Origin of the sequence: Paenibacillus sp. FSL P2-0121 (assembly GCF_037975345.1) — a bacterium.
GTDB classification, from domain to species: Bacteria; Bacillota; Bacilli; order Paenibacillales; family Paenibacillaceae; genus Paenibacillus_AQ; species Paenibacillus_AQ odorifer.
This window is the reverse complement of the sequence record NZ_CP150245.1, coordinates 3,806,719-3,826,834: the sequence shown is the minus strand read 5'-3', so window position 1 is coordinate 3,826,834 and position 20,116 is coordinate 3,806,719. Positions and strand designations below refer to the sequence as shown.

Below are 20,116 nucleotides of genomic sequence, written 5' to 3'. Positions count from 1 at the left end.
GGAAAATGGTGGATAGGAGTATAAATTGAGCGACCCTTTACCCGGTATATTACATGTTGGTCTTATTATTTTGTTGGTATTGTTAAACGGATTTTTTGTTTCAGTCGAATATGCAATGGTGAAAGTACGAAGTGGTAGAATTGATACCCTGATTGAAGAAGGTAGTAAAAAAGCTTTTAATGCAAAAAGCATTGTCAGCAACCTGGATGGCTATCTCTCAGCCTGTCAGCTCGGCATTACATTGGCTTCGCTTGCATTAGGGTGGCTGGGTCAACCAGCTATAGCTAATCTTATCGGGCCTTTATTAGGAAGCATAGGTTTAGGAGAAACTGCTGTTAATGTTGTATCTTTGGTTATTGCTCTTATGTTCATTACTATCTTGCATATCGTATTAGGTGAGCTTGCACCTAAGACCATTGCTGTTAACAAGGCTGAATCTGTCCTTTTACTAACAGCAGGACCGATGAATGTATTTTACAAAATCATGTATCCAGTGATATGGATCGTTAATGGGCTGGCGCGTGGTTTACTGCAAATTTTCCGATTAGCCCCGGCTTCAGAGCTGGGAACGGCGCATACGGAAGAAGAAATTCGTATTATCATGCAGGAAAGTAACAAAAGCGGCTTTATCGATAATACTGAAATGGCGTTAGTTGACAATATTTTTGAATTTGTGGATACCATGGCTCGGGAGATCATGATTCCGCGGACAGAGATGATCTGTCTGAATAATCATGTTTCTGCTGAGGAGAACCTTGAGATTGCCTATGATGGCATGAGGACACGTTATCCCGTCTGTGACGGTGATAAGGATCATATTTTAGGCTTCATCCATATAAAGGACTTAATTAAGGATCGTCCACAAAGTTATCAGAAATTAATTCGTCCAATATTGACCGTGCCGGAATCCATTCAGATTAGTGCTTTGCTGAAAGTTATGCAGCGTGCGAAGACACAAATCGCCATATTGATCGATGAGTATGGGGGTACTTCAGGAATGGTGACACTGGAAGATATCATGGAGGAAATTGTTGGAGAAATTCAGGATGAATTTGATGAGGAACGTCCCGGTGTTGAGAAGCTTGGCGAGGATGAACACTCCATTGACGGTTTGATGCTTATTGAAGAGATTAATGATCTTTTAGGTCTTCATATGGAGACTGAGGATTACGATACGATAGGCGGCTGGCTGTATTCTAAATTGGAGGTTAATCCACCTCAAAAAGGGCAATCCGTAGAATTTGATGATCATCTATTTATTGTAGAAGAGACTGAGAATAAGCGAATTTCTCGAATTAAGCTATTGCGGTTACAGTTATTGAATGAAGAAGCTGGAGCTTGATGGAATTTTATATTTTCAAAATAAGAGCAGCGTTTCTCCTTTTGGAGTCACGCTGTTTTTTTTGACCATACTGTTTGCCAAAAAGAGATTAATAATTATATAATTTTAAATGTATATGATAAAAACTACATTAGTCCCTAGAGGACAGAAAGGAATTCTCCTTGAGTAAACCTAAAAAAAGTCCAAATGTTCCCCAGTTGAGCAAACAAGAGAAACGACGGGTAGAACAGGAGCAACAGAAGCAGAAAACGAGAATTTTAGTTATTAGTTCAATAGCTGTAGTAGTTATCATTTTTGTTGGATTGTTTATGTTAGCTTCGAAAGATGCAGCAAAGAATGTCTCTACAGGAGAACCGGTAGAATTCAATTACAGTGAGCTACCTAGGATTGGTAATGAGGATGCACCTGTTAAGCTTGTTGAATTTGGTGATTTCAAATGTCCAGCTTGTTCCCAGTTTGCTGGCTCCATGAAACCGAAAATTGTTCAAGATTTTGTCAACGAGGGAAAAGCAGCTCTTTACTTTGTAAATATGGCTTTCGTTGGTCCTGACTCTGAGACAGCTTCACTAGCTGCATTGTCTGTATACCATCAGAATAAGGATGAATTCTGGAAGTTCTATGATGCTGTGTATGCGCAGCAAGGGGATGAGAGCGTGGAATGGGCCACTGAGGATTTCTTGGTAAGCCTTGCTGAAAAAGAGAAATTAGCGATCGATTACGATCTGTTGCGTAAAGACATCCAAGAGAAAACTTATGCAGATGAGCTGAAGAAAGACATTCAGTTGGCAACTGACGCAGGCGTGACAACTACGCCTTCGCTCTACATTAATGGAGTGAAAACGGCTGAACCTTTCGATATTGAAGCGATTACATCTGAAATTAACACCGCCGCAAAAGCAGTGGAGGCAAAGTGACAAAATTCCTATCTTTTTGCAAGCGTAACTGCCTCTATCTGGCCTGGTTCGTCTCTTTGGTTGCTGTAGCTGGTAGCTTGTATTTAAGTGAAGTCTTGAAGTATGAACCTTGTAAGCTTTGCTGGTTTCAGCGGATTTTTATGTATCCGCAGTTATTTTTGTTGGGAATTGCCACTTTCCGTGGAGATAAGCGCGTCATTCCTTATGTGCTTCCATTAAGTTTGATTGGTGGCAGTATCTCAATCTATCATTATGCGGAACAGAAGATTCCAGCATTAAGTAAAGTTCTACCTTGTACAATTGGTGTTCCTTGTAATAAAGATTATTTGAACTACTTCGGATTTATTACGATTCCTTTGTTAGCTTTAATCGCTTTTGCTCTAATTAGTCTCCTTCTTTGGTATGGACGTAAGGAAGAAGAAATGATTGACGTAGATGCAGAGGAGAGCTTAGGATTTTAGTTTTCACTTTGGAAGGTACAAAAAAGCTGAAAAGGTATTAAAATCACGGGCTAGAGGGATAATTGAAGATAATGAAAGAGAGCATCCAATAAGACGCTATATTTGAGCTTATTGGATGTTTTTTCATTCTTTTTTCATTTTTTTCAACGCTTTACTGTAGGCACTTTGTAGACTAATATTAGACCTTGTGAGAAGTTGAATATGCGCTGAATTTTCTTAGGAAAAACGGGGGAACCAAACTTGGCATTCATGCCAATGGGGTGAATCGGAACCGGGTCGAACAGACCTCTACCGTAGGGCTATAACCACAGCCCGAATCCGCCAGCTAACCTCGTAAGCAAGGTGGGAAAATGACCATGCATAAGCATGCGGATCATTTCCGTATGCTTATTTTTGTGTCTGCATTTATGAAATCCACCGATGAAAACAGCGCACGGAAATTCCGTTTCAGCTCCCAAAGAAAGGAACTGTATCCACCATGGTAAGCAAGGTAAAACGACTATTGATCGGCCGTCCGATGAAGTCGAATGAACTCGATCATGAAAAGTTATCCAAGGTTAAAGCACTGGCTGTCCTGTCTTCTGATGCGCTCTCGTCTGTAGCCTACGGAACGGAACAAATTCTGATTGTACTGGTGGCTGCCGGGTTTACTGCCATCTGGTATTCCCTGCCAATTGCATTAGCCGTATTGGGCCTGCTGGCCATCCTGATTTTATCCTATCGGCAGACGATTTTTGCTTATCCGCAAGGAGGCGGAGCTTATATCGTAGCCAAGAGTAATCTTGGTATTCCGACAGGGCTGCTCGCTGGGGGTTCATTATTGGTGGATTACATTCTTACCGTAGCGGTTAGTGCCTCGGCAGGGACGGATGCGATCACATCGGCTTTTCCAAGTCTTCATAATCATACTGTTCTCATCGCTGTATCTGTTATCGTTTTATTAACAATCATTAATCTTCGCGGAGTGACTGAATCGGCTTCATTTATCGCAATTCCAGTGTATTTGTTTGTGGTTTCGATTGTTGTTCTGATTATCTCCGGTATCGTTAAATATGCAATGGGTGGCGCGCATGCGAATGTTCCTGAAATAGGCAGCGCCGTATCTAATGTAAGTTTGTTTCTACTATTAAAAGCGTTTAGCTCTGGTTGTTCAGCCCTAACGGGGGTTGAGGCCGTATCTAATGCGATCCCAAACTTTAAGGCACCGGCTGAGAAAAATGCAGCCAAGACGCTAATGATCATGGGACTTATCCTTGGCTTTATGTTTACCGGAATCACTGTGCTGGCATATTGGTATGGTATTGTGCCAGATGAAAAGGCTACGGTTGTCTCTCAGATCGCTGAATCGACCTTTGGCCGTGGCGGATTGTACTTTTTCATTCAAGGGATTACAGCAGTGATTTTGTTCTTGGCAGCTAATACAGCATATTCAGCGTTTCCGCTGCTCGCCTTTATGTTTGCAAAAGATAAATATCTGCCACATGCATTTATGGTCCGTGGTGACCGCCTGGGCTTCTCAAACGGCATTATTTTTCTAGGAGTTATGTCTATCATACTTGTGACTGCATTCCATGGGAATACGGAAGGTTTGATTCCACTATATGCGGTAGGCGTGTTCATTCCTTTTACCTTATCCCAACTGGGGATGATGGTGCATTGGATCAAAACAAGACCCGCTGGATGGGTGAAAAGATTTGTAGTAAATACCATCGGTATGCTGACTACATTGACGATTACGCTTATATTTATCATTACTAAATTCTCGAGCGTATGGATGGCATTCATTTTCTTACCTGCTGTAATGTTCGTGTTCCACCGTATTCATAAGCATTATTTGAATACTGCGGATCAACTGCGTATATGTCCGGCTACTGATAAACCTGTAATTAAAGGAAGTACTGTAGTTGTTCCTGTTGCAGGGGTTACACGTGCTGTATTACATTCCATCAGCTATGCGAAGTCTCTAACAGATAATGTTGTTGCTGTGTATGTAGGCTTTGATGAAGAAGACATTCATAAGATGGAGCAACGGTGGGAGGAATGGAATCCAGGTGTACGCCTGATTGTTCTTCGTTCCAGATATCGTAGTATCATTCGTCCGTTAGTGAAGTTTATCGATACGGTAGAGTGGAAGACCGCTGCGACGGATCACATCACGATTTTGATTCCACAGTTTATTACCAAACATTGGTGGCAAGCCGTGCTTCATAATCAGACCAGCTTTTTAATCCGCTCGTATCTAATGAATCAAAAGGACGTTGTAGTAGCGACTGTCCCGTATCATTTAAATAAATAAGTAGAAGATTAAAGATGAGGTTATATCCGGAACGTTCGGAATATAACCTCTTTTGTATTTTATATGAAGGAAATTGTTGCAAATCCACAGAATTTGAAATTTATATGTTGACACAGAGAATGAGAATCAATATCATTTAAAAGTGAAGCAGAGGTAAAGGTCACCTTTGAATATCAAAGCAGTTACATATAGGAGGGTTTTTAATGTTTTGGCTTAACAGAAAAAGATCAGGAAGCATGAAAGTGACGATGAGCGGACTAATAGTGATGACGCTAATACTTTCCGCTTGTGGTAATAATAATGCTGAAAGCTCATCAAATGCAGGAACAGCGCCTACAACAGCGCCTACAGCAGAATCTACAGAGGCACCTGCTGCACCTAAGACGTTAACAGATGCAATGGGTCATAAAGTAACGATTCCGGCTAATCCACAGCGCGTTCTGGGTTCATATTTGGAAGACTCTTTGGTAACTCTGGGTGTAACTCCAGTAGCTCAATGGTCAGTTACAAACGGCGTTCAGGATTATCTGGCCACTGAATTGAAGGATGTTCCTACAATTAGTTACGACCTTCCGTTAGAGGCTGTAATCAGCTTTGCTCCGGATCTTATTATCATCCCATCGGAGTCTTCTGTTCAGAACGGGATTTACGATCAGTTGAATAAGATTGCACCCACTTATGTAATTGGGGATGAACTAAATCAAGATTGGCGCAAATCGTTGCTCAAGATGGGTGAGATTTTGAACAAAACCCCTGAAGCAGAAAAAGCCATTAAAGATTATGATGTTAAAGCAGCGGCTGCGAAAGAACAGCTTGCAGGAGCTATTGGACAAGAGTCCGCGGCTATTTTATGGTTGGTGCAAAAAAACTTCTATATTGTAGACGAAACCCGCAGCAGTGGAGCTGTATTATATACAGACCTTGGCGTAACGCTGCCTAACTTAGTAACAGAGATCCCAGTAGGAACAAGAGCAACTTGGAATCCGATCTCACTAGAGAAGCTTTCTGAGCTGACCGCAGATCATATTTTCCTTGTAAATAGTGATAAGACTGAGGGTTCGGAGATCCTAGATAGTGCAATCTGGAAGGGCATCCCAGCTGTAAAAGCTGGAAATGTGCATGAAATGAGCTCAACAAGCAGCTGGCTTTACAGTGGTGCGAACGCTGGCAGAAAAATCATTGACGATGTGCTAAAAAGTCTTGTGAAATAAAAGTCGTAATTCACCATGAATGAGACTGATCATTTCGGTGGGGAAGAGCGTGCAGATCAAGTATCTCGGGATACAAAGATCTGCACCATTTTTTTATAAACCAATCCCATAGTACGGAAAAATCGATCCTGCAATTGTACAACATAAATATTTTTGCGATAATGAGAATGATTGTTGTTATCATATAAACCATTGTAACTATTGAATAAGGAGACGGCTCATGGTTTCACCCTCAGATTTCGCAAATCGTATTAAAAATGAACCCAAAAAAGCTCTACATACCCGACCGGCAGCTGCCATTGGTATTCTTATTTTTGGACTTGCTGCCATTGCCTTCGGATTGGCACTTTCGGTCTCAGTAGGTGCAGCAGATATCAAGTTAGCTACGGTATGGGAAGCTATATTTCATTTCAATCCAGATTTACAAAAACATCAGGTAATTAGAGAACTGCGATTTCCACGTGCTATTGCTGGCGCCTTAGTCGGTGCTTGCTTCGCAGTAGCAGGGGCTATCATGCAGGGGATGACAAGAAACCCGCTTGCGGATTCAGGGCTGTTAGGCTTGAATGCAGGAGCAGGGGTAGCGCTGGCCATAGTATTTGCTTTTGCACCCTCACTCTCATTCACTTCACTAATGTTGTATTGCTTTATCGGTGCCGCTGTGGCCTCTTTTATCGTATTCGGAATCGGTTCGCTTTCTTTTAATGGCCTGACCCCCTTGCGATTGACATTAGCAGGTTCGGCTGTTAGTGCTTTATTGGTTGCTATTAGTCAGGGAGTAGCTATTCTTTTCAACTTATCTCAGGACATAGCCTTCTGGTTAGCTGGTGGGATGGGTGGAGCTAGCTGGACTCAGATCAAGATTATATTCCCTTGGGTGGCCGTAGCCTTAATTGCAGCAATGATGTTATCACGATCCGTCACATTGCTCAGCTTAGGAAGAGAAGTAGCGGTTGGTCTGGGGCAGCGGACAAGGTTAGTTCAATTGGCATGTATGATTGTTGTGGTTATCTTAGCTGGAAGTGCGGTTTCAACGGTTGGCCCGATTGCTTTTATAGGACTAATTATTCCACATGTTACTCGTTATTTCGTTGGAGTGGACTACCGCTGGATTATCCCTTGCTCCGCAGTTCTAGGGAGCTTATTGATTATCTTTGCAGATATTGCCGCAAGAATGATAAATGCACCGTATGAGACACCGCTAGGAGCTTTAATTGCCATCATCGGCGTACCGTTCTTTATTTATTTAGCGAGTAAGCGGAAGGGGGAGCTGTAATGCCCAAATTAACCCTTACTCCAGATGAAAAAGAACGCCGCACACGCGCCCTAACGGTGTTATCACTCCTTGCTATACTGATCGTCGTTGTGTTTATAGTCAGTATGAATACAGGGTTTATGCGTCTATCCCCACTAGAGGTATTACATACACTCATGGGTGATGGAACACATCAGCAAAAGCTTATTTTATTTGATTTCAGATTACCCCGCATCGTAATTTCATTGTTAGTTGGAGCGGGCTTTGCAGTATCGGGCTGTATTCTACAAAGTCTCGCACGTAATGCACTCGCTGAACCGGCTACGCTGGGCATAAGTGCTGGTGCAGGTTTTGCGGTAATCATTTTTATCTCGTTTTTTCCGGCTACAACAGCAGCTCCGGTATTTGTCTTGCCTCTCCTAGCGCTTGGTGGGGCTGGCCTGACCGCAGCTTTAATCTATATTCTTGCCTACCGGAAGGCAGATGGTCTGTCTCCTACAAGGCTGATCCTTATCGGGATTGCGGTCGCTGCAGGAATCAATGCTTGCCAGCTTGTATTGGCACTTAGGCTTGATCCTAATAATTATCAATTTGTAGCTACTTGGATCGCCGGGAAAATATGGGGTGGGGATTGGAGATTCGTCCTTGCTTTGCTGCCTTGGATCGCGATTCTGTTACCGTTCGCCTTCTATAAAGCCCGGGTTCTAAATGTATTGAATCTAGGGGACCATACTTCATTAGGTCTAGGAATGCGTGTGGAGAAGGAACGTATTCTCCTTCTGGTAACAGCCGTAGCGCTTGCCGGCTCCTGCGTCGCGGTAAGTGGAGGTATTGGCTTCGTCGGCCTGATAGCACCACACCTGGCTCGCAGGCTGGTGGGACCCCGTCATCAGGTGTTATTACCTGCTAGTGCTTTGACAGGGGCGCTTCTTATGATTACCGCTGATACCATTGGTAGATGGGTATTGCAACCTGCCGAAGTTCCTACTGGCATTGTGGTTGCGATTATTGGCGCACCTTACTTTTTATATTTACTCGCCAAGTCGAAAGCGTAAATTAGTTCATACTTAGGAGCATAGCTCCATAAAACTTTTAAGGGAGTTGTAGATCATGTCAGAACGTTTGAATACAGAAGAATTAAGTATTGGGTATGCTGAGGCTACTATAGTTAAGGGATTGAACTTGTCTATCCCTACGGGGAAAATCACCGCACTAGTGGGCGCTAACGGCTCCGGTAAATCTACAATCCTCAAAACGATGGCCCGGATTATGAAGCCGAAGAGTGGCACCGTAATGCTGGACGGCAAATCGATCCATAACTTTTCAACTAAAGAGGTTGCTCGTCAGCTAGCGATTCTACCGCAGAACCCAACGGCTCCTGACGGTCTGACGGTATCTGAGCTGGTCAGCTATGGTCGTTTCCCTCATCAAAAAGGATTTGGCACGATGACCGCAGAGGATCGCAACATCATCTCCAACGCCATCTCTGTTACGGGCATGGAATCTTTTCATGATCGCCCTATTGACCGTCTCTCTGGTGGACAACGTCAACGCGCTTGGATCGCTATGGCGTTGGCTCAAGAAACAGATATTTTATTCCTTGACGAGCCTACAACGTTCCTAGATATGGCGCATCAGCTCGAAGTTCTTCAACTTTTGCAAAAGCTGAATGAGGAAGAAGGCCGTACCATTATCATGGTCGTGCATGATTTGAATCATGCTACTCGTTATGCGCAGCATATGGTAGCGATTAAGTCCGGTACTGTGGTTAGCGAAGGCTCACCTACTGAGGTTATGACACCAGATGTATTGCGGGAAGTGTTTGGAATTGAAGCGGATATCGTTCCGGATCCACGTACGGGTGTGCCACTGTGTCTTCCTTACGAGCTTGCTGCCTATAAAGCTGTGTAATTATCATCTAAAAACATACAACGAACAGGCTCCCGTCATTGACAAGGGAGCCTGTTCGTTGTTACAGTTGTGGTTGCCTACAATTTCATAATAACTCTTTAAAATAGATCAAGGACCATCATTTATACATGGTTAAAGGAGCATGAAAACATGAATATTGACAAAATTCAAGATGATCTAGAGCAGCTAATGACTGCAGGAATAGTGAAAAGTCATGAGAATTTAAAAGATCACGTGTACACTAAAATGGGCGGCAAAGCTGATATTTTGGCTGCACCAGCTACTTATGATGAAATTCAAAAGATCGTTACATATGCAGAACAAAATGGGATAACCCTTACGGTACTTGGGAATGGCTCCAATGTGATTATCCGTGATGGAGGTGTACGTGGAATCGTTCTGCAAACGGCAGGACTGACCGAAATGGGAATTCGCGACAATCTCTTATATGCGCAATGTGGTGCCAAAATAATTGATGTTTCCAGATATGCGCTTGATAAGGAGCTTACGGGTCTTGAGTTCGCCTGTGGCATTCCAGGAACAGTTGGTGGAGCGCTCTATATGAACGCAGGTGCTTATGGCGGTGAGATCAAAGATGTCCTGCATAGTGCACTAGCTATAAATAAGAACGGGCAATTGGTAACTCTGCAAGGAGATGAGCTGCAATGGGGATACAGAAAAAGTGTATTCGCAAGCGGTGAGTATATTGTACTTGAGGCCAAATTTGCTATGACTTCCGGTGATGTTTTAACGATCAAGGCAAAAATGGATGAACTAACTTATTTACGTGAATCGAAGCAACCGCTTGAGTATCCATCCTGTGGGAGTGTGTTTAAGCGGCCTCCAGGCCGTTTTGCAGGTCAGTTAATTCAAGAGAGCGGCTTACAGGGTACAAGAATCGGCGGTGCTGAGGTATCCAAGAAGCATGCGGGATTTATTGTGAATGCAGATAATGCAACAGCCAGTGATTACATCGGGCTAATCCACCATGTAAGAGCGACTGTGAAGGATAAATTCGGTGTAGAGCTGGAAACTGAAGTGGAGATCATTGGAGAAGAATAAATGATAAGCAAAAAGAGCCCGCAGATCGCTGTGGGCTCTTTTTGCTTATCATAATCATGTTCGTTTAATCTACTGAAAGGATGTAATTAGCTCTGTCCGTAGTTATTTCTGCCTTGCGGTCGGCTAAGTCTACGATTTGAAGACCTTCAACAGCTAAATCATAAGTGGATTGTGGCAGGGATACCAGTTCACCATCGGCGTTAAGTGTGCTGCCGAAACCTCTTAATATCAGTGCACTTCCAAGATATTCATCAATTACGTCGTCTGCACTGCGGAAATCTACGGCCTCTAAATTGAAATGAACTTTATCCAGATCACGAAGTTCTTTCTTTTCAATAGCGATTGTTTCATTTAAATGATTGTTAAGCCAATCCATAAGCTGCTGTATACTTTGTTCCATAAAATGCTCCCACCCTTAGCTCGAAGATTATTATGAATAAGTTACCCTTTTCTTAGGATTTGAATCCTTTTTTTTGCCACATCTTAATTAACTGTATGAATAGTTCATGTAATTAAAAAGAAATCCGCGATCAAATTGCCGTGGTTTTTGAGCTTCCTAATCTCTACATACGCAGGTCTATCCACGTTAATCTGGAGTTATTTGCTGATCTATATAAGGTAACAGTAAAGAGTAGAACTTGTCAGGAGCGGGCTACCCATGGTATAGTTCAAGACGCAATATGCTTTAAGAAGAAGTCTGCGCTAAAGTTGTGCAGGAGAGGTTCGCGAACTCCCTCTATAAAAAACTAAGAATATATTAAACAGTACAAGCGGTTGCTGTCCTTTATCCGGACGTTGCTTCCGTTTCTTCTTAGTGGAGCCAAGTTTTCGAAATCTCGTTCTTCTTTCCATTACCGGCCAAGGCCGAAGGAAAAGAGAGGGGTTTTTTGTCGTGTCAGAAGGAAGATTGAAAGAGGAAATGCAAGAAGTTACTTTGCTTGGTAATCAGGGAACACAGTACAAGTTTGGTTATGATCCAGACATTCTGGAGGTGTTTGATAACAAACATCCCGGGCGTGATTATTTTGTTAAATTCAACTGCCCTGAGTTCACTAGCTTGTGTCCTGTAACGGGTCAGCCGGATTTTGCCACGCTGTATATTTCGTATATTCCTGAACAAAAAATGGTGGAATCCAAATCATTAAAGCTGTATCTGTTTAGCTTCCGCAACCATGGTGATTTCCATGAGGACTGTGTCAACATTATTATGAATGATCTGATCTCACTGATGGATCCGCGTTACATTGAGGTATGGGGCAAGTTCACTCCGCGCGGAGGCATTTCAATTGATCCTTATTGCAACTATGGAAGACCGGGTACGAAGTATGAGGCGATGGCGGAACACCGCTTAATCAATCACGACCTCTATCCAGAAAAAGTGGACAACCGCTAAATTCCAACTTGTGATAAGGAGAGATTCATATGAACAAAAAAGCACTCGTCGTATTCAGCGGCGGACAAGATAGCACCACTTGCCTGGTTTGGGCATTGCAGCAGTATGAGGAAGTGCAGGTAGTTACCTTCAACTATAGTCAACGTCATGCGGCTGAAATCGAAGTTGCAACAGAGATAGCAGCTAAGTTTAATGTAAAACAGCATATTCTTGATCTGGGGCTGCTCAATCAGCTGGCACCCAATGCACTTACCCGTCAGGATATAGATATTCTGGCTGGTGAAGGAGATGAGCTTCCAAGTACTTTCGTCGATGGACGGAATTTGTTGTTTTTATCTTTTGCCGCAATATTAGCTAAACAACTGGGGTACTCCCATATCGTCACTGGGGTTTGCCAAACGGACTTTAGCGGTTATCCGGACTGCCGTGATGTTTTTGTGAAATCATTGAATGTTACGCTGAACTTATCTATGGACTATGAGTTTGCGATCCACACTCCCCTAATGTGGCTGGATAAAAAAGAAACGTGGAAAATGGCCGATGCACTGGGGTATTTTGATTATGTTCGCGAACACACACTGACCTGTTACAACGGTATTATTGGCAGTGGCTGCGGTACTTGTCCAGCCTGTCTATTGCGTCAGCGTGGTCTTGAGCAATATGAGGCGGAGAGAATGGAGGCCGGTTCTTAATGCTTAACGAGGTTTCAGTCTGCAAAATATTTACGTTCGATGCGGCACACCAGTTAGTGGGACACAAAGGGAAATGCAGCAATCTGCACGGACATACTTATAAGCTCGAAGTAGTGCTTAAGGGCAAACCTATGGCCGCGGAAGGCCACTCGGATGAAGGTTTCGTCATTGATTTCAGCGATATCAAAATGACAGTACAACAAAGCCTTGTAGATCGTTTAGATCACGCTTTTCTTGCCATGGGAAATGAACCTGTGTTAGAGACGTTAACGAATACGGGCTCCAAAGTAGCCTTGTTGTCTTTCCGCACCACAGTAGAGAATATGTCTTCATATATTGCCTACAAGCTTAAGCAAGCAGGGTTGCCTTTGTACTCGGTAAAGCTATGGGAGACTCCAACCTCTTGGGCAGAGGTGCTGGCTGAAGATGTTCCGGATGAAGGGCCATCCTACCGTTTGTATGGAGGCTGTGATTGTGAGTAAGATTCCTGTAATTGAAATGTTCGGTCCAACTATTCAAGGCGAAGGTGCGGTAATTGGAGTGAAGACGATGTTTGTCCGCACCTATGGCTGCGATTATCGCTGCGGCTGGTGTGACTCCGCTTTTACTTGGGATGGTACGGCTAAGAATAAGGTTCGCATGATGGAAGCAGAAGAAATCATAAATGAATTATTGGCGTTAGCTGGAGATAATTTCGACTGTGTTACGATTTCAGGCGGTAATCCTGCCTTGATTGGTGAAGGAATGGGTACCTTCATCAACCTGCTTCATGAGCGTGGAATAAAAGCAGCGATAGAAACTCAGGGGAGTAAATGGCAGGATTGGTTCAATGACGTGGATGTGCTGACAATCAGTCCTAAACCTCCAAGCTCAGGAATGACAACGAATTGGGAAATGCTAGATAACATCATGAGTAAGATGGAGAAACTGGGTCGTTCTACGCATAGCTTGAAGGTCGTAGTGTTTGATGATAATGATTTTGATTATGCGAAAAACGTTCACCAGCGATATCCGAATGTGCAGCTCTTTCTGCAGCCTGGTAATGATGATGTCACGGAAGAGGGCAACATTTCTGCTCGACTTCTGGGAAGGCTGGAGTGGTTGTTTAATAAAGTAATCGCGGATTCGGGTATGAACAAGGTTCGTGTACTTCCACAGCTGCATGCATTGATCTGGCATAATAAGCGTGGCAAATAAATGTTTGATGAAATCGTCCGGGTATCTGCTTACAGATACTCGGTTTTTATTTTTAACAGTTGTAACTTCTAGTAGGTAGATAGTCTGTCCCAGTTTCTGGTATGATTTTAAAAAAAGCTCTTGGAGGTTATTCATTTGGAACAATCAACAGCATTATTAATTATCGATGTTCAAGAAGCCATGTTCTCCTATGATCTAAAGCTGTACGATGAAGAGGGTGTGATGGACAGGATTGTCTCCCTTCAGCAAAAAGCTCGATTAGCAGGTACTCCTATTGTGTATATTCAACATACCGAAGATGAGGAGTACACAAAAGGTACACCCACTTGGCAGATCAGTCACCGCATCACACCGCAGGAAGGCGAAGTTATCGTTGAGAAGCCTACTTGGGATGCTTTTCACCGAACGGAACTGCAAGATGAACTCCAGAAGCTCGGGATTACGAATCTGGTGATCTGTGGGATGCAAAGTGAATTCTGTCTGGATACGACGATAAGACGCGCATACAGCATGGGATATAAAAGTGTACTGGTCTCAGACGCTCATAGCACCTTTGATAATGGGGTTCTGAGTAGTAGGGAGATCGTTAAGCATCATAATGCGATAATTGGAGGTAGATTCGCCCAGTTACGAGCTGAAAGCGAGGTTCAGTTCTAGATGAATACACCCCAGGCTGCCATGAAGCCTATTCAGCGTTCTCGCCTTAGATTGTTTGCTGGCAAACGATATTTTATTTGGAAAAGATATTTGAAATGGTGCACTGGACGAAGCAAAATAGCGAAGCAGCGTACGGATGAAACTTTAACTTATGCAGCTATGACTCATGCTACCCCGTTATTAAGAAGTCTTCGGAATGTAGATATGGTGCTTCAATACAATAAAATAACTAACTTACGGCTGGCAATTGCGAAGCTGGATGGACTTGTTGTGCAGCCGGGGGAGACTTTTTCCTACTGGAGAAGTATTGGTAAGCCCACTAAGCGAAAAGGGTATCTGGAGGGTATGGTGCTGCATTATGGTGGTTTTCATTCCGGGGTTGGAGGAGGCTTATGCCAGTTGTCTAATCTGATCTATTGGATGGCACTGCATACGCCACTTACCGTTATGGAACGGCATCGTCACAGTTATGATGTATTTCCAGATGAACAACGTACACAACCTTTTGGAAGCGGGGCGACCTGTTCTTATAACTATTTGGATCTTCAATTAAAAAATAACACCGCTCAAACGTATCAACTAAAGCTCTGGCTGGACGATAGCCATTTACACGGGGAGTGGAGATGCAATGAGCAGGCGTTTTATGATTATGAAGTATACGAAAGTGATCATAGGATTAGTCTAGAGCCTTGGGGCGGATATATACGCAGTAACAAGATCAGTCGAAAAGTATATACACGCTCTGGAGATCTAATTGGAGATGAAGCTGTAACTGATAATTACGCACTAATGATGTATTCTCCGCTTCTTCATGGATAAGAGGGTAGGGCTTAGGGATATAACATAGAAAGGCATGAAAATTATATCTCTAGACCATCTCCAAAGGAGCGGATTAACAGCATGAAAGCACTAACCTACCAAGGGAAGAAAAAAGTGAAAGTTAAAGAAGTAGCTGATCCGACGCTTGAGAAAAAAGATGACATCCTTGTTCGGATTACCACTACGGCGATTTGTGGCTCGGATCTGCACATTTATAACGGGGAAATACCAGGTATGCATGATGATTATGTTATTGGTCATGAGCCGATGGGGATTGTTGAGGAAGTGGGTCCTGACGTAACTAAAGTCAAAAAAGGTGACCGAGTCATCATCCCCTTTAATGTCGCCTGTGGGCAGTGTTTTTTCTGCCAGCATGAGATGGAGAGCCAATGCGACAATGCTAATGACGCCAAGGACACAGGCGGTTATCTTGGTTATTCCGATACTTATGGCGGTTTTGCAGGCGGACAAGCTGAATTGCTACGGGTACCTTATGGTAACTTTGGCCCTTTTGTAGTTCCGGAGGATGCAGAAATGGAAGATGAGAAAATTCTTTTCATATCTGATATTGTGCCTACTGCTTGGTGGGGAGTAGAAAGCGGCGGAGTGAAGCCAGGGGATACAGTCATTGTTCTCGGCTGCGGTCCTGTTGGACTGCTTACTCAGAAGTTTGCCTGGATCAAAGGTGCCTCAAGAGTCATTGCGGTTGATCATATTGGCTATCGTCTGCAGCATGCGAAGCTGACCAATAATGTCGAAATTTACAACTTTGAAGAGATTAAGGATATTGAAGCTCATTTGAAGGAGATAACACATGGGGGCGCAGATGTAGTTATTGACTGTGTAGGTTTAGATGCCAAAATATCTGCTTTGGAGAAAGTGGAAACCACTCTGAAGCTACAGGGAGGCTCACTCAGTGCATTTAGAATGGCCTCGGATATCGTACGTAAATTCGGAACTATTCAGCTTGTGGGAGTTTATGGGCTTAATTACAATATGTTCCCTTTGGGTCATCTATTTGAACGCAACATTACTTTAAAAATGGGACAAGCGCCGGTGATTCACTATATGCCGTTGCTGTATAAGATGATTAAAGAAAATAAATTTGATCCTACAGATATCATTACGCATCGCCTGCCAATTAGTAAAGCGGAGCATGGCTATGACGTTTTTAGTGAGAAAAAAGAGGATTGCATCAAGGTTGTTCTGAAGCCGTAGCCTTTTAAGAAGCATGAGCTTTCGTCAGAAATGACATTGCTTGTGCTTTTTTTAGTGAAATCTTATGAAAATAGATGCATTTTTTCACGGTCTGCGTTAAATTAACATAAGTGACTTAAGATATTGAAAGGACGCGTAACATGTGAAACTTAAAAAACCGCCACTTCCGATTCCACTATTAATGTTGATAGGGATTGTGGCCATCTCCTTTTCCGCCATTTTTATTAAATGGTCTGATGCACCTGCATCTATACAAGGCATGTACAGATTATTATTTACCTCACTGCTGATGCTACCTTTTGCAAGACCCTATAGTGGAGCTGCTTTTGCTCTTCGTAAAAAAGACTGGCTAATGCTCATCCTCTCAGGCGCAATGCTTGCGCTGCACTTTTTGCTATGGATGGGATCATTGAAGTATACTTCGGTAGCTAGTTCAACAATGATCATGGCGCTGGAGCCTGTATTTATTATGCTGGGTGTTTATTTTTTGTATAAGGAAAAGACAGCTCTGTCCGCTATTCTAGGGCTTGGCATTGCGATTGGCGGTGTCGTGTTTATCGGCTGGGGTGATATCGGCATCTCTGCGGATAATCTAAAAGGTGATCTATTATCGGTCGGAGGTACTGTCGCGGTAGCTGTACATATGCTGATCGGTCAAAAGCTAGTGGTGCGCATGCCCTCTTACTTATATAGCTTGATTGTCTTCTTATCAGCCGCTGGCGTGTTTGCCGTATACAATCTGTTCATGGGGATTTCCTTTTTTAATTATCCGGCCAAGGAATGGGGAATCTTTGTATTGTTAGCAGTGGTGCCAACGGTGTTTGGCCATATTTTGTTTAATTGGTTACTACAATATGTATCCGCGACTACGGTTTCAATGAACATTTTAGGAGAACCAGTGGGTGCCAGTATCTTAGCGTATTTACTCTTGGGTGAGCAGCTAACAACCTTACAATGGGCAGGTGGGCTGCTCGTTATGATTGGCCTCGCAGTATATTTGTACGCGGGAAGAAGGAAAACTATCCGGATGGCTGATGCCATTCAGAATGCTTCATAACAGATATTTTACACATAAAGGGGTAGCAATGGATGGAAGAGCAGAATCAATATTCAAATAATCAGGCAGAAAAAAACGCTGTGCCAACAAGCGAAGAGCTTTGGAACGAAGATACTTATACCGCTTGGGTAACTCGGTTTGGTACACCGTCAGAAGCAGCTGCAAAATTAATAAAGGAACCAAGTGCAAAGCTTCACCCGCTCCTTTCTTTTTTTGGAGAGGTGAAGAGTAAGAAAATGATGAATTTAATGGGCTCAAACGGGATGAAGGCCGTGGCACTCTCATTACTAGGTGCGGAAGTAACGGTTGCTGACTTCTCGGAAGCCAATGCGCGATATGCGGCTGATCTTGCCCAAGAAGCAGGGGTACCACTAACCTATATCGTCTCAGATATTCTTAAGCTGCCAGAAGACGTCCTTGATGGTTCATATGACATCGTCTTTGCAGAGTTAGGAATTGTTCATTACTTTACCAACCTTACACTATTCATGGAAGCGGCTCGCCGATTGCTATCTCCTGGAGGCGTATTTGTACTCCGCGATTTTCATCCGGTAACGACCAAGCTTATTTCCTCGAAGGGATCTACTGCGAAGGTACGCAAACACAAAGTAAACGGAGATTATTTTGACTCTTCATTGGAAGAGAAGAAGGTATCCTATTCCAAGTATTTGCCTTCCACAGGTAAACCAGCAGGTGAACAAGAGCATAGTGTTGTGTATTGGCGCCGCTGGACACTCGGAGAAATTGTAACCGCAGCAGCTAATAGCGGACTAGTGATCCGCCAATTAGTAGAAGAACCTAATCTATCTTCCGACGTGTATGATAAGGGAATTCCTAAGACCTTCACATTGGTGGCTGGAAATGGCGCAAGCCTTTAGGAGGGTTCGCTGACATGTGATTTTTAGGGTATAACATTTGTGCTGAACTGAGGTGCTCTCGGTTCAGCTTTTTTTGTATGTAAAACATAAAATTTTAAACTTTTTTACGGAGATTATTCCATTACAATGGCAACTTATAGGGAATACAATGATTTTACATTCCGGATTGAAAGCGATTACTTTAAGGGTTAAGGCATTCTCAAAGAATTTGAGGTGGATATCAAAATGAACGAAGTGTTGCTTCGTATGGAGGGAATCAACAAGTTTTTCCCAGGTGTTCATGCTTTGAATGAATGTCAATTTGAGCTGAAGCGTGGGGAAGTTCATGCGTTAGTAGGAGAAAATGGCGCTGGCAAGTCTACCCTTATGAAGATTGCGACAGGTGTCTATTCCAAGGATGCTGGTCAAATGTGGTACAAGGGAAATGAAGTGGAGATTGTTAATACCCGTGAAGCACAGGAGCTTGGAATTAGTATCATCCATCAGGAATTGAATTTAATGCCTCATCTTACGGTCGCCCAGAACATTTACATTGGACGAGAGCCGCGTAAAGCTCTGAAATGGTTCGTTGATGATGTGGAGATGAACCGAAAAGTTCAGGTACTGTTTGATCAAATGAATCTGAAGCTGGATCCCAGAGTTTTGGTATCAGACCTGACCGTTGCTAATCAGCAAATGGTTGAAATCGCTAAAGCTTTGTCTTTCCAAGCCGAGGTATTGATCATGGATGAACCAACCGCCGCGTTAACAGATACAGAAATTAACGAGTTATTTCGAATGATTGAGCAGCTACGAGATAAAGGTGTGGGAATTATTTATATCTCTCACCGCATGGATGAATTGAAGCGAATTACAGACCGCATTACAGTTATGCGTGATGGTTGTTATGTAGATACCGTTCGTACCGATTCAATAACGATTGATCAGATCATCAGCATGATGGTTGGACGTGAATTATATCAAACGTCGAAACCAACGATTGCGAAACAGACTCAGCAAGTTGTCTTAGAAGTTCGGAAGCTTTCTAGAGGGCATGCGTTCAAGGATATTAGCTTTCATCTGTATAAAGGTGAGATTTTGGGCTTCGCTGGTTTAATGGGAGCTGGACGTACCGAGGTTGTACGTGCCGTATTTGGTGCCGATCCCATCGATGAGGGTGAAATTATGCTCCATGGAAAATCGGTTCGGATACGTCAGCCACATCAAGCGGTACAGCATGGTATTGGGTATTTGTCCGAAGACCGCAAACGTTTCGGATTGCTTGTGGATATGGATATCAGCATGAATAATGCGATTGCCTCCTTTTATAAATTCCGTAATTCATTTGGCTGGATGAAGGAGCGGGAGATGCGAAGCTCAGCGGAGCAGCATGTTGAAGCGCTAGCCACCAAAACTCCAAGTGTAGATCAAAAGGTTAAGTTTCTGTCCGGAGGTAATCAGCAGAAAGTGGTCATCGGCAAGTGGTTGACTAGAGACTGTGATGTACTCATCTTCGATGAGCCTACACGAGGTATTGATGTAGGCGCGAAAAGTGAAATTTATAAGCTGCTGGATCAGCTTGCGAGTCAAGGGAAGGCGATCATTATCATTTCTTCAGATCTTCCTGAGATTCTAAGAATGAGCCACCGGATTATCATTATGTGTGAAGGGCGTATAACAGGAGAACTCCCCGCAGAAGAAGCATCGCAGGAGGCGATTATGAAATATGCGACGAAACGTTCATAACTGTTCAAGAGTTAACCGGAGGTGTCAG

Annotated in this window: 20 protein-coding genes and 2 riboswitches; of the genes, 19 read left to right on the top strand and 1 reads right to left on the bottom strand. The window is 43.2% G+C overall.

Going from position 1 to position 20,116, the window contains the following annotated elements; all coding sequences use genetic code 11:
- The first annotated feature begins 25 nt into the window (after positions 1 to 25).
- From MKY54_RS16910 to murB, 9 genes are all read left to right on the top strand, one after another.
- Entirely contained in the window at positions 26 to 1,342 is a 1,317-nt protein-coding gene (locus MKY54_RS16910; RefSeq protein WP_036687555.1) for a hemolysin family protein, read from the top strand.
- A 197-nt stretch (positions 1,343 to 1,539) separates the two neighbouring features.
- Entirely contained in the window at positions 1,540 to 2,256 is a 717-nt protein-coding gene (locus tag MKY54_RS16905; protein ID WP_076126808.1) for a DsbA family protein, read from the top strand.
- Positions 2,253 to 2,717, top strand: a complete 465-nt coding sequence (locus tag MKY54_RS16900; protein WP_339187213.1) for a disulfide oxidoreductase — start codon at positions 2,253 to 2,255, stop codon at positions 2,715 to 2,717. The genes MKY54_RS16905 and MKY54_RS16900 overlap by 4 nt, the downstream gene beginning before the upstream one ends.
- 194 nt (positions 2,718 to 2,911) lie before the next feature.
- A riboswitch (cyclic di-AMP (ydaO/yuaA leader) is annotated at positions 2,912 to 3,071 on the top strand.
- 124 nt (positions 3,072 to 3,195) lie between these two features.
- Complete coding sequence (locus MKY54_RS16895; protein ID WP_076126699.1) at positions 3,196 to 5,013, top strand: APC family permease; 1,818 nt, start codon at positions 3,196 to 3,198, stop codon at positions 5,011 to 5,013.
- A 203-nt stretch (positions 5,014 to 5,216) separates the two neighbouring features.
- Positions 5,217 to 6,224: an iron-hydroxamate ABC transporter substrate-binding protein gene (locus tag MKY54_RS16890; RefSeq protein ID WP_339187210.1), complete on the top strand. Its 1,008-nt coding sequence runs from the start codon at positions 5,217 to 5,219 to the stop codon at positions 6,222 to 6,224.
- A gap of 220 nt (positions 6,225 to 6,444) precedes the next feature.
- Entirely contained in the window at positions 6,445 to 7,500 is a 1,056-nt protein-coding gene (locus tag MKY54_RS16885) for an iron ABC transporter permease (RefSeq protein ID WP_076217749.1), read from the top strand.
- Positions 7,500 to 8,534, top strand: a complete 1,035-nt coding sequence (locus tag MKY54_RS16880) for an iron ABC transporter permease (RefSeq protein WP_076126695.1) — start codon at positions 7,500 to 7,502, stop codon at positions 8,532 to 8,534. The genes MKY54_RS16885 and MKY54_RS16880 overlap by 1 nt, the downstream gene beginning before the upstream one ends.
- Before the next feature lie 55 nt (positions 8,535 to 8,589).
- Positions 8,590 to 9,390: an ABC transporter ATP-binding protein gene (locus tag MKY54_RS16875; RefSeq protein WP_036687549.1), complete on the top strand. Its 801-nt coding sequence runs from the start codon at positions 8,590 to 8,592 to the stop codon at positions 9,388 to 9,390.
- 150 nt (positions 9,391 to 9,540) lie between these two features.
- The gene (murB, locus tag MKY54_RS16870; protein ID WP_076106777.1) at positions 9,541 to 10,452 is read left to right on the top strand and encodes a UDP-N-acetylmuramate dehydrogenase; all 912 of its coding nucleotides are present in this window, start codon (positions 9,541 to 9,543) and stop codon (positions 10,450 to 10,452) included.
- A gap of 64 nt (positions 10,453 to 10,516) precedes the next feature.
- Here the strand turns inward: murB and MKY54_RS16865 are convergent, their stop codons facing one another.
- Positions 10,517 to 10,852: a hypothetical protein gene (locus MKY54_RS16865; RefSeq protein WP_339187206.1), complete on the bottom strand. Its 336-nt coding sequence runs from the start codon at positions 10,850 to 10,852 to the stop codon at positions 10,517 to 10,519.
- A 312-nt stretch (positions 10,853 to 11,164) separates the two neighbouring features.
- A riboswitch (PreQ1 riboswitch) is annotated at positions 11,165 to 11,208 on the top strand.
- 163 nt (positions 11,209 to 11,371) lie between these two features.
- Here MKY54_RS16865 and queF point away from each other — a divergent pair.
- From queF to MKY54_RS16815, 10 genes are all read left to right on the top strand, one after another.
- Positions 11,372 to 11,845, top strand: coding sequence for a preQ(1) synthase (gene queF, locus MKY54_RS16860; protein WP_036687775.1), 474 nt, complete (start codon positions 11,372 to 11,374; stop codon positions 11,843 to 11,845).
- A gap of 29 nt (positions 11,846 to 11,874) precedes the next feature.
- Positions 11,875 to 12,537, top strand: coding sequence for a 7-cyano-7-deazaguanine synthase QueC (gene queC / locus MKY54_RS16855; protein WP_339187204.1), 663 nt, complete (start codon positions 11,875 to 11,877; stop codon positions 12,535 to 12,537).
- Positions 12,537 to 13,019: a 6-carboxytetrahydropterin synthase gene (locus tag MKY54_RS16850; protein WP_036687544.1), complete on the top strand. Its 483-nt coding sequence runs from the start codon at positions 12,537 to 12,539 to the stop codon at positions 13,017 to 13,019. The genes queC and MKY54_RS16850 overlap by 1 nt, the downstream gene beginning before the upstream one ends.
- Positions 13,012 to 13,734, top strand: a complete 723-nt coding sequence (queE, locus tag MKY54_RS16845; protein WP_339187202.1) for a 7-carboxy-7-deazaguanine synthase QueE — start codon at positions 13,012 to 13,014, stop codon at positions 13,732 to 13,734. The genes MKY54_RS16850 and queE overlap by 8 nt, the downstream gene beginning before the upstream one ends.
- 135 nt (positions 13,735 to 13,869) lie before the next feature.
- A complete protein-coding gene (locus MKY54_RS16840) occupies positions 13,870 to 14,391 on the top strand; it encodes a cysteine hydrolase family protein (protein ID WP_076190233.1) in 522 nt (173 codons plus the stop codon).
- Positions 14,392 to 15,210 (top strand): VanW family protein, encoded by an 819-nt coding sequence (locus MKY54_RS16835; protein ID WP_076184375.1) that lies wholly within the window; start codon positions 14,392 to 14,394, stop codon positions 15,208 to 15,210.
- Between the two features lie 81 nt (positions 15,211 to 15,291).
- Entirely contained in the window at positions 15,292 to 16,428 is a 1,137-nt protein-coding gene (locus MKY54_RS16830) for a zinc-dependent alcohol dehydrogenase (protein ID WP_076274581.1), read from the top strand.
- Between the two features lie 142 nt (positions 16,429 to 16,570).
- A complete protein-coding gene (locus tag MKY54_RS16825; RefSeq protein WP_175618917.1) occupies positions 16,571 to 17,485 on the top strand; it encodes a DMT family transporter in 915 nt (304 codons plus the stop codon).
- A gap of 32 nt (positions 17,486 to 17,517) precedes the next feature.
- Positions 17,518 to 18,363 carry a class I SAM-dependent methyltransferase gene (locus MKY54_RS16820; protein WP_339187199.1) on the top strand — a complete coding sequence of 282 codons (846 nt, stop codon included), beginning with the start codon at positions 17,518 to 17,520 and terminating at the stop codon, positions 18,361 to 18,363.
- Between the two features lie 225 nt (positions 18,364 to 18,588).
- A complete protein-coding gene (locus MKY54_RS16815; RefSeq protein WP_339187196.1) occupies positions 18,589 to 20,088 on the top strand; it encodes a sugar ABC transporter ATP-binding protein in 1,500 nt (499 codons plus the stop codon).
- Positions 20,089 to 20,116 lie beyond the last annotated feature (28 nt).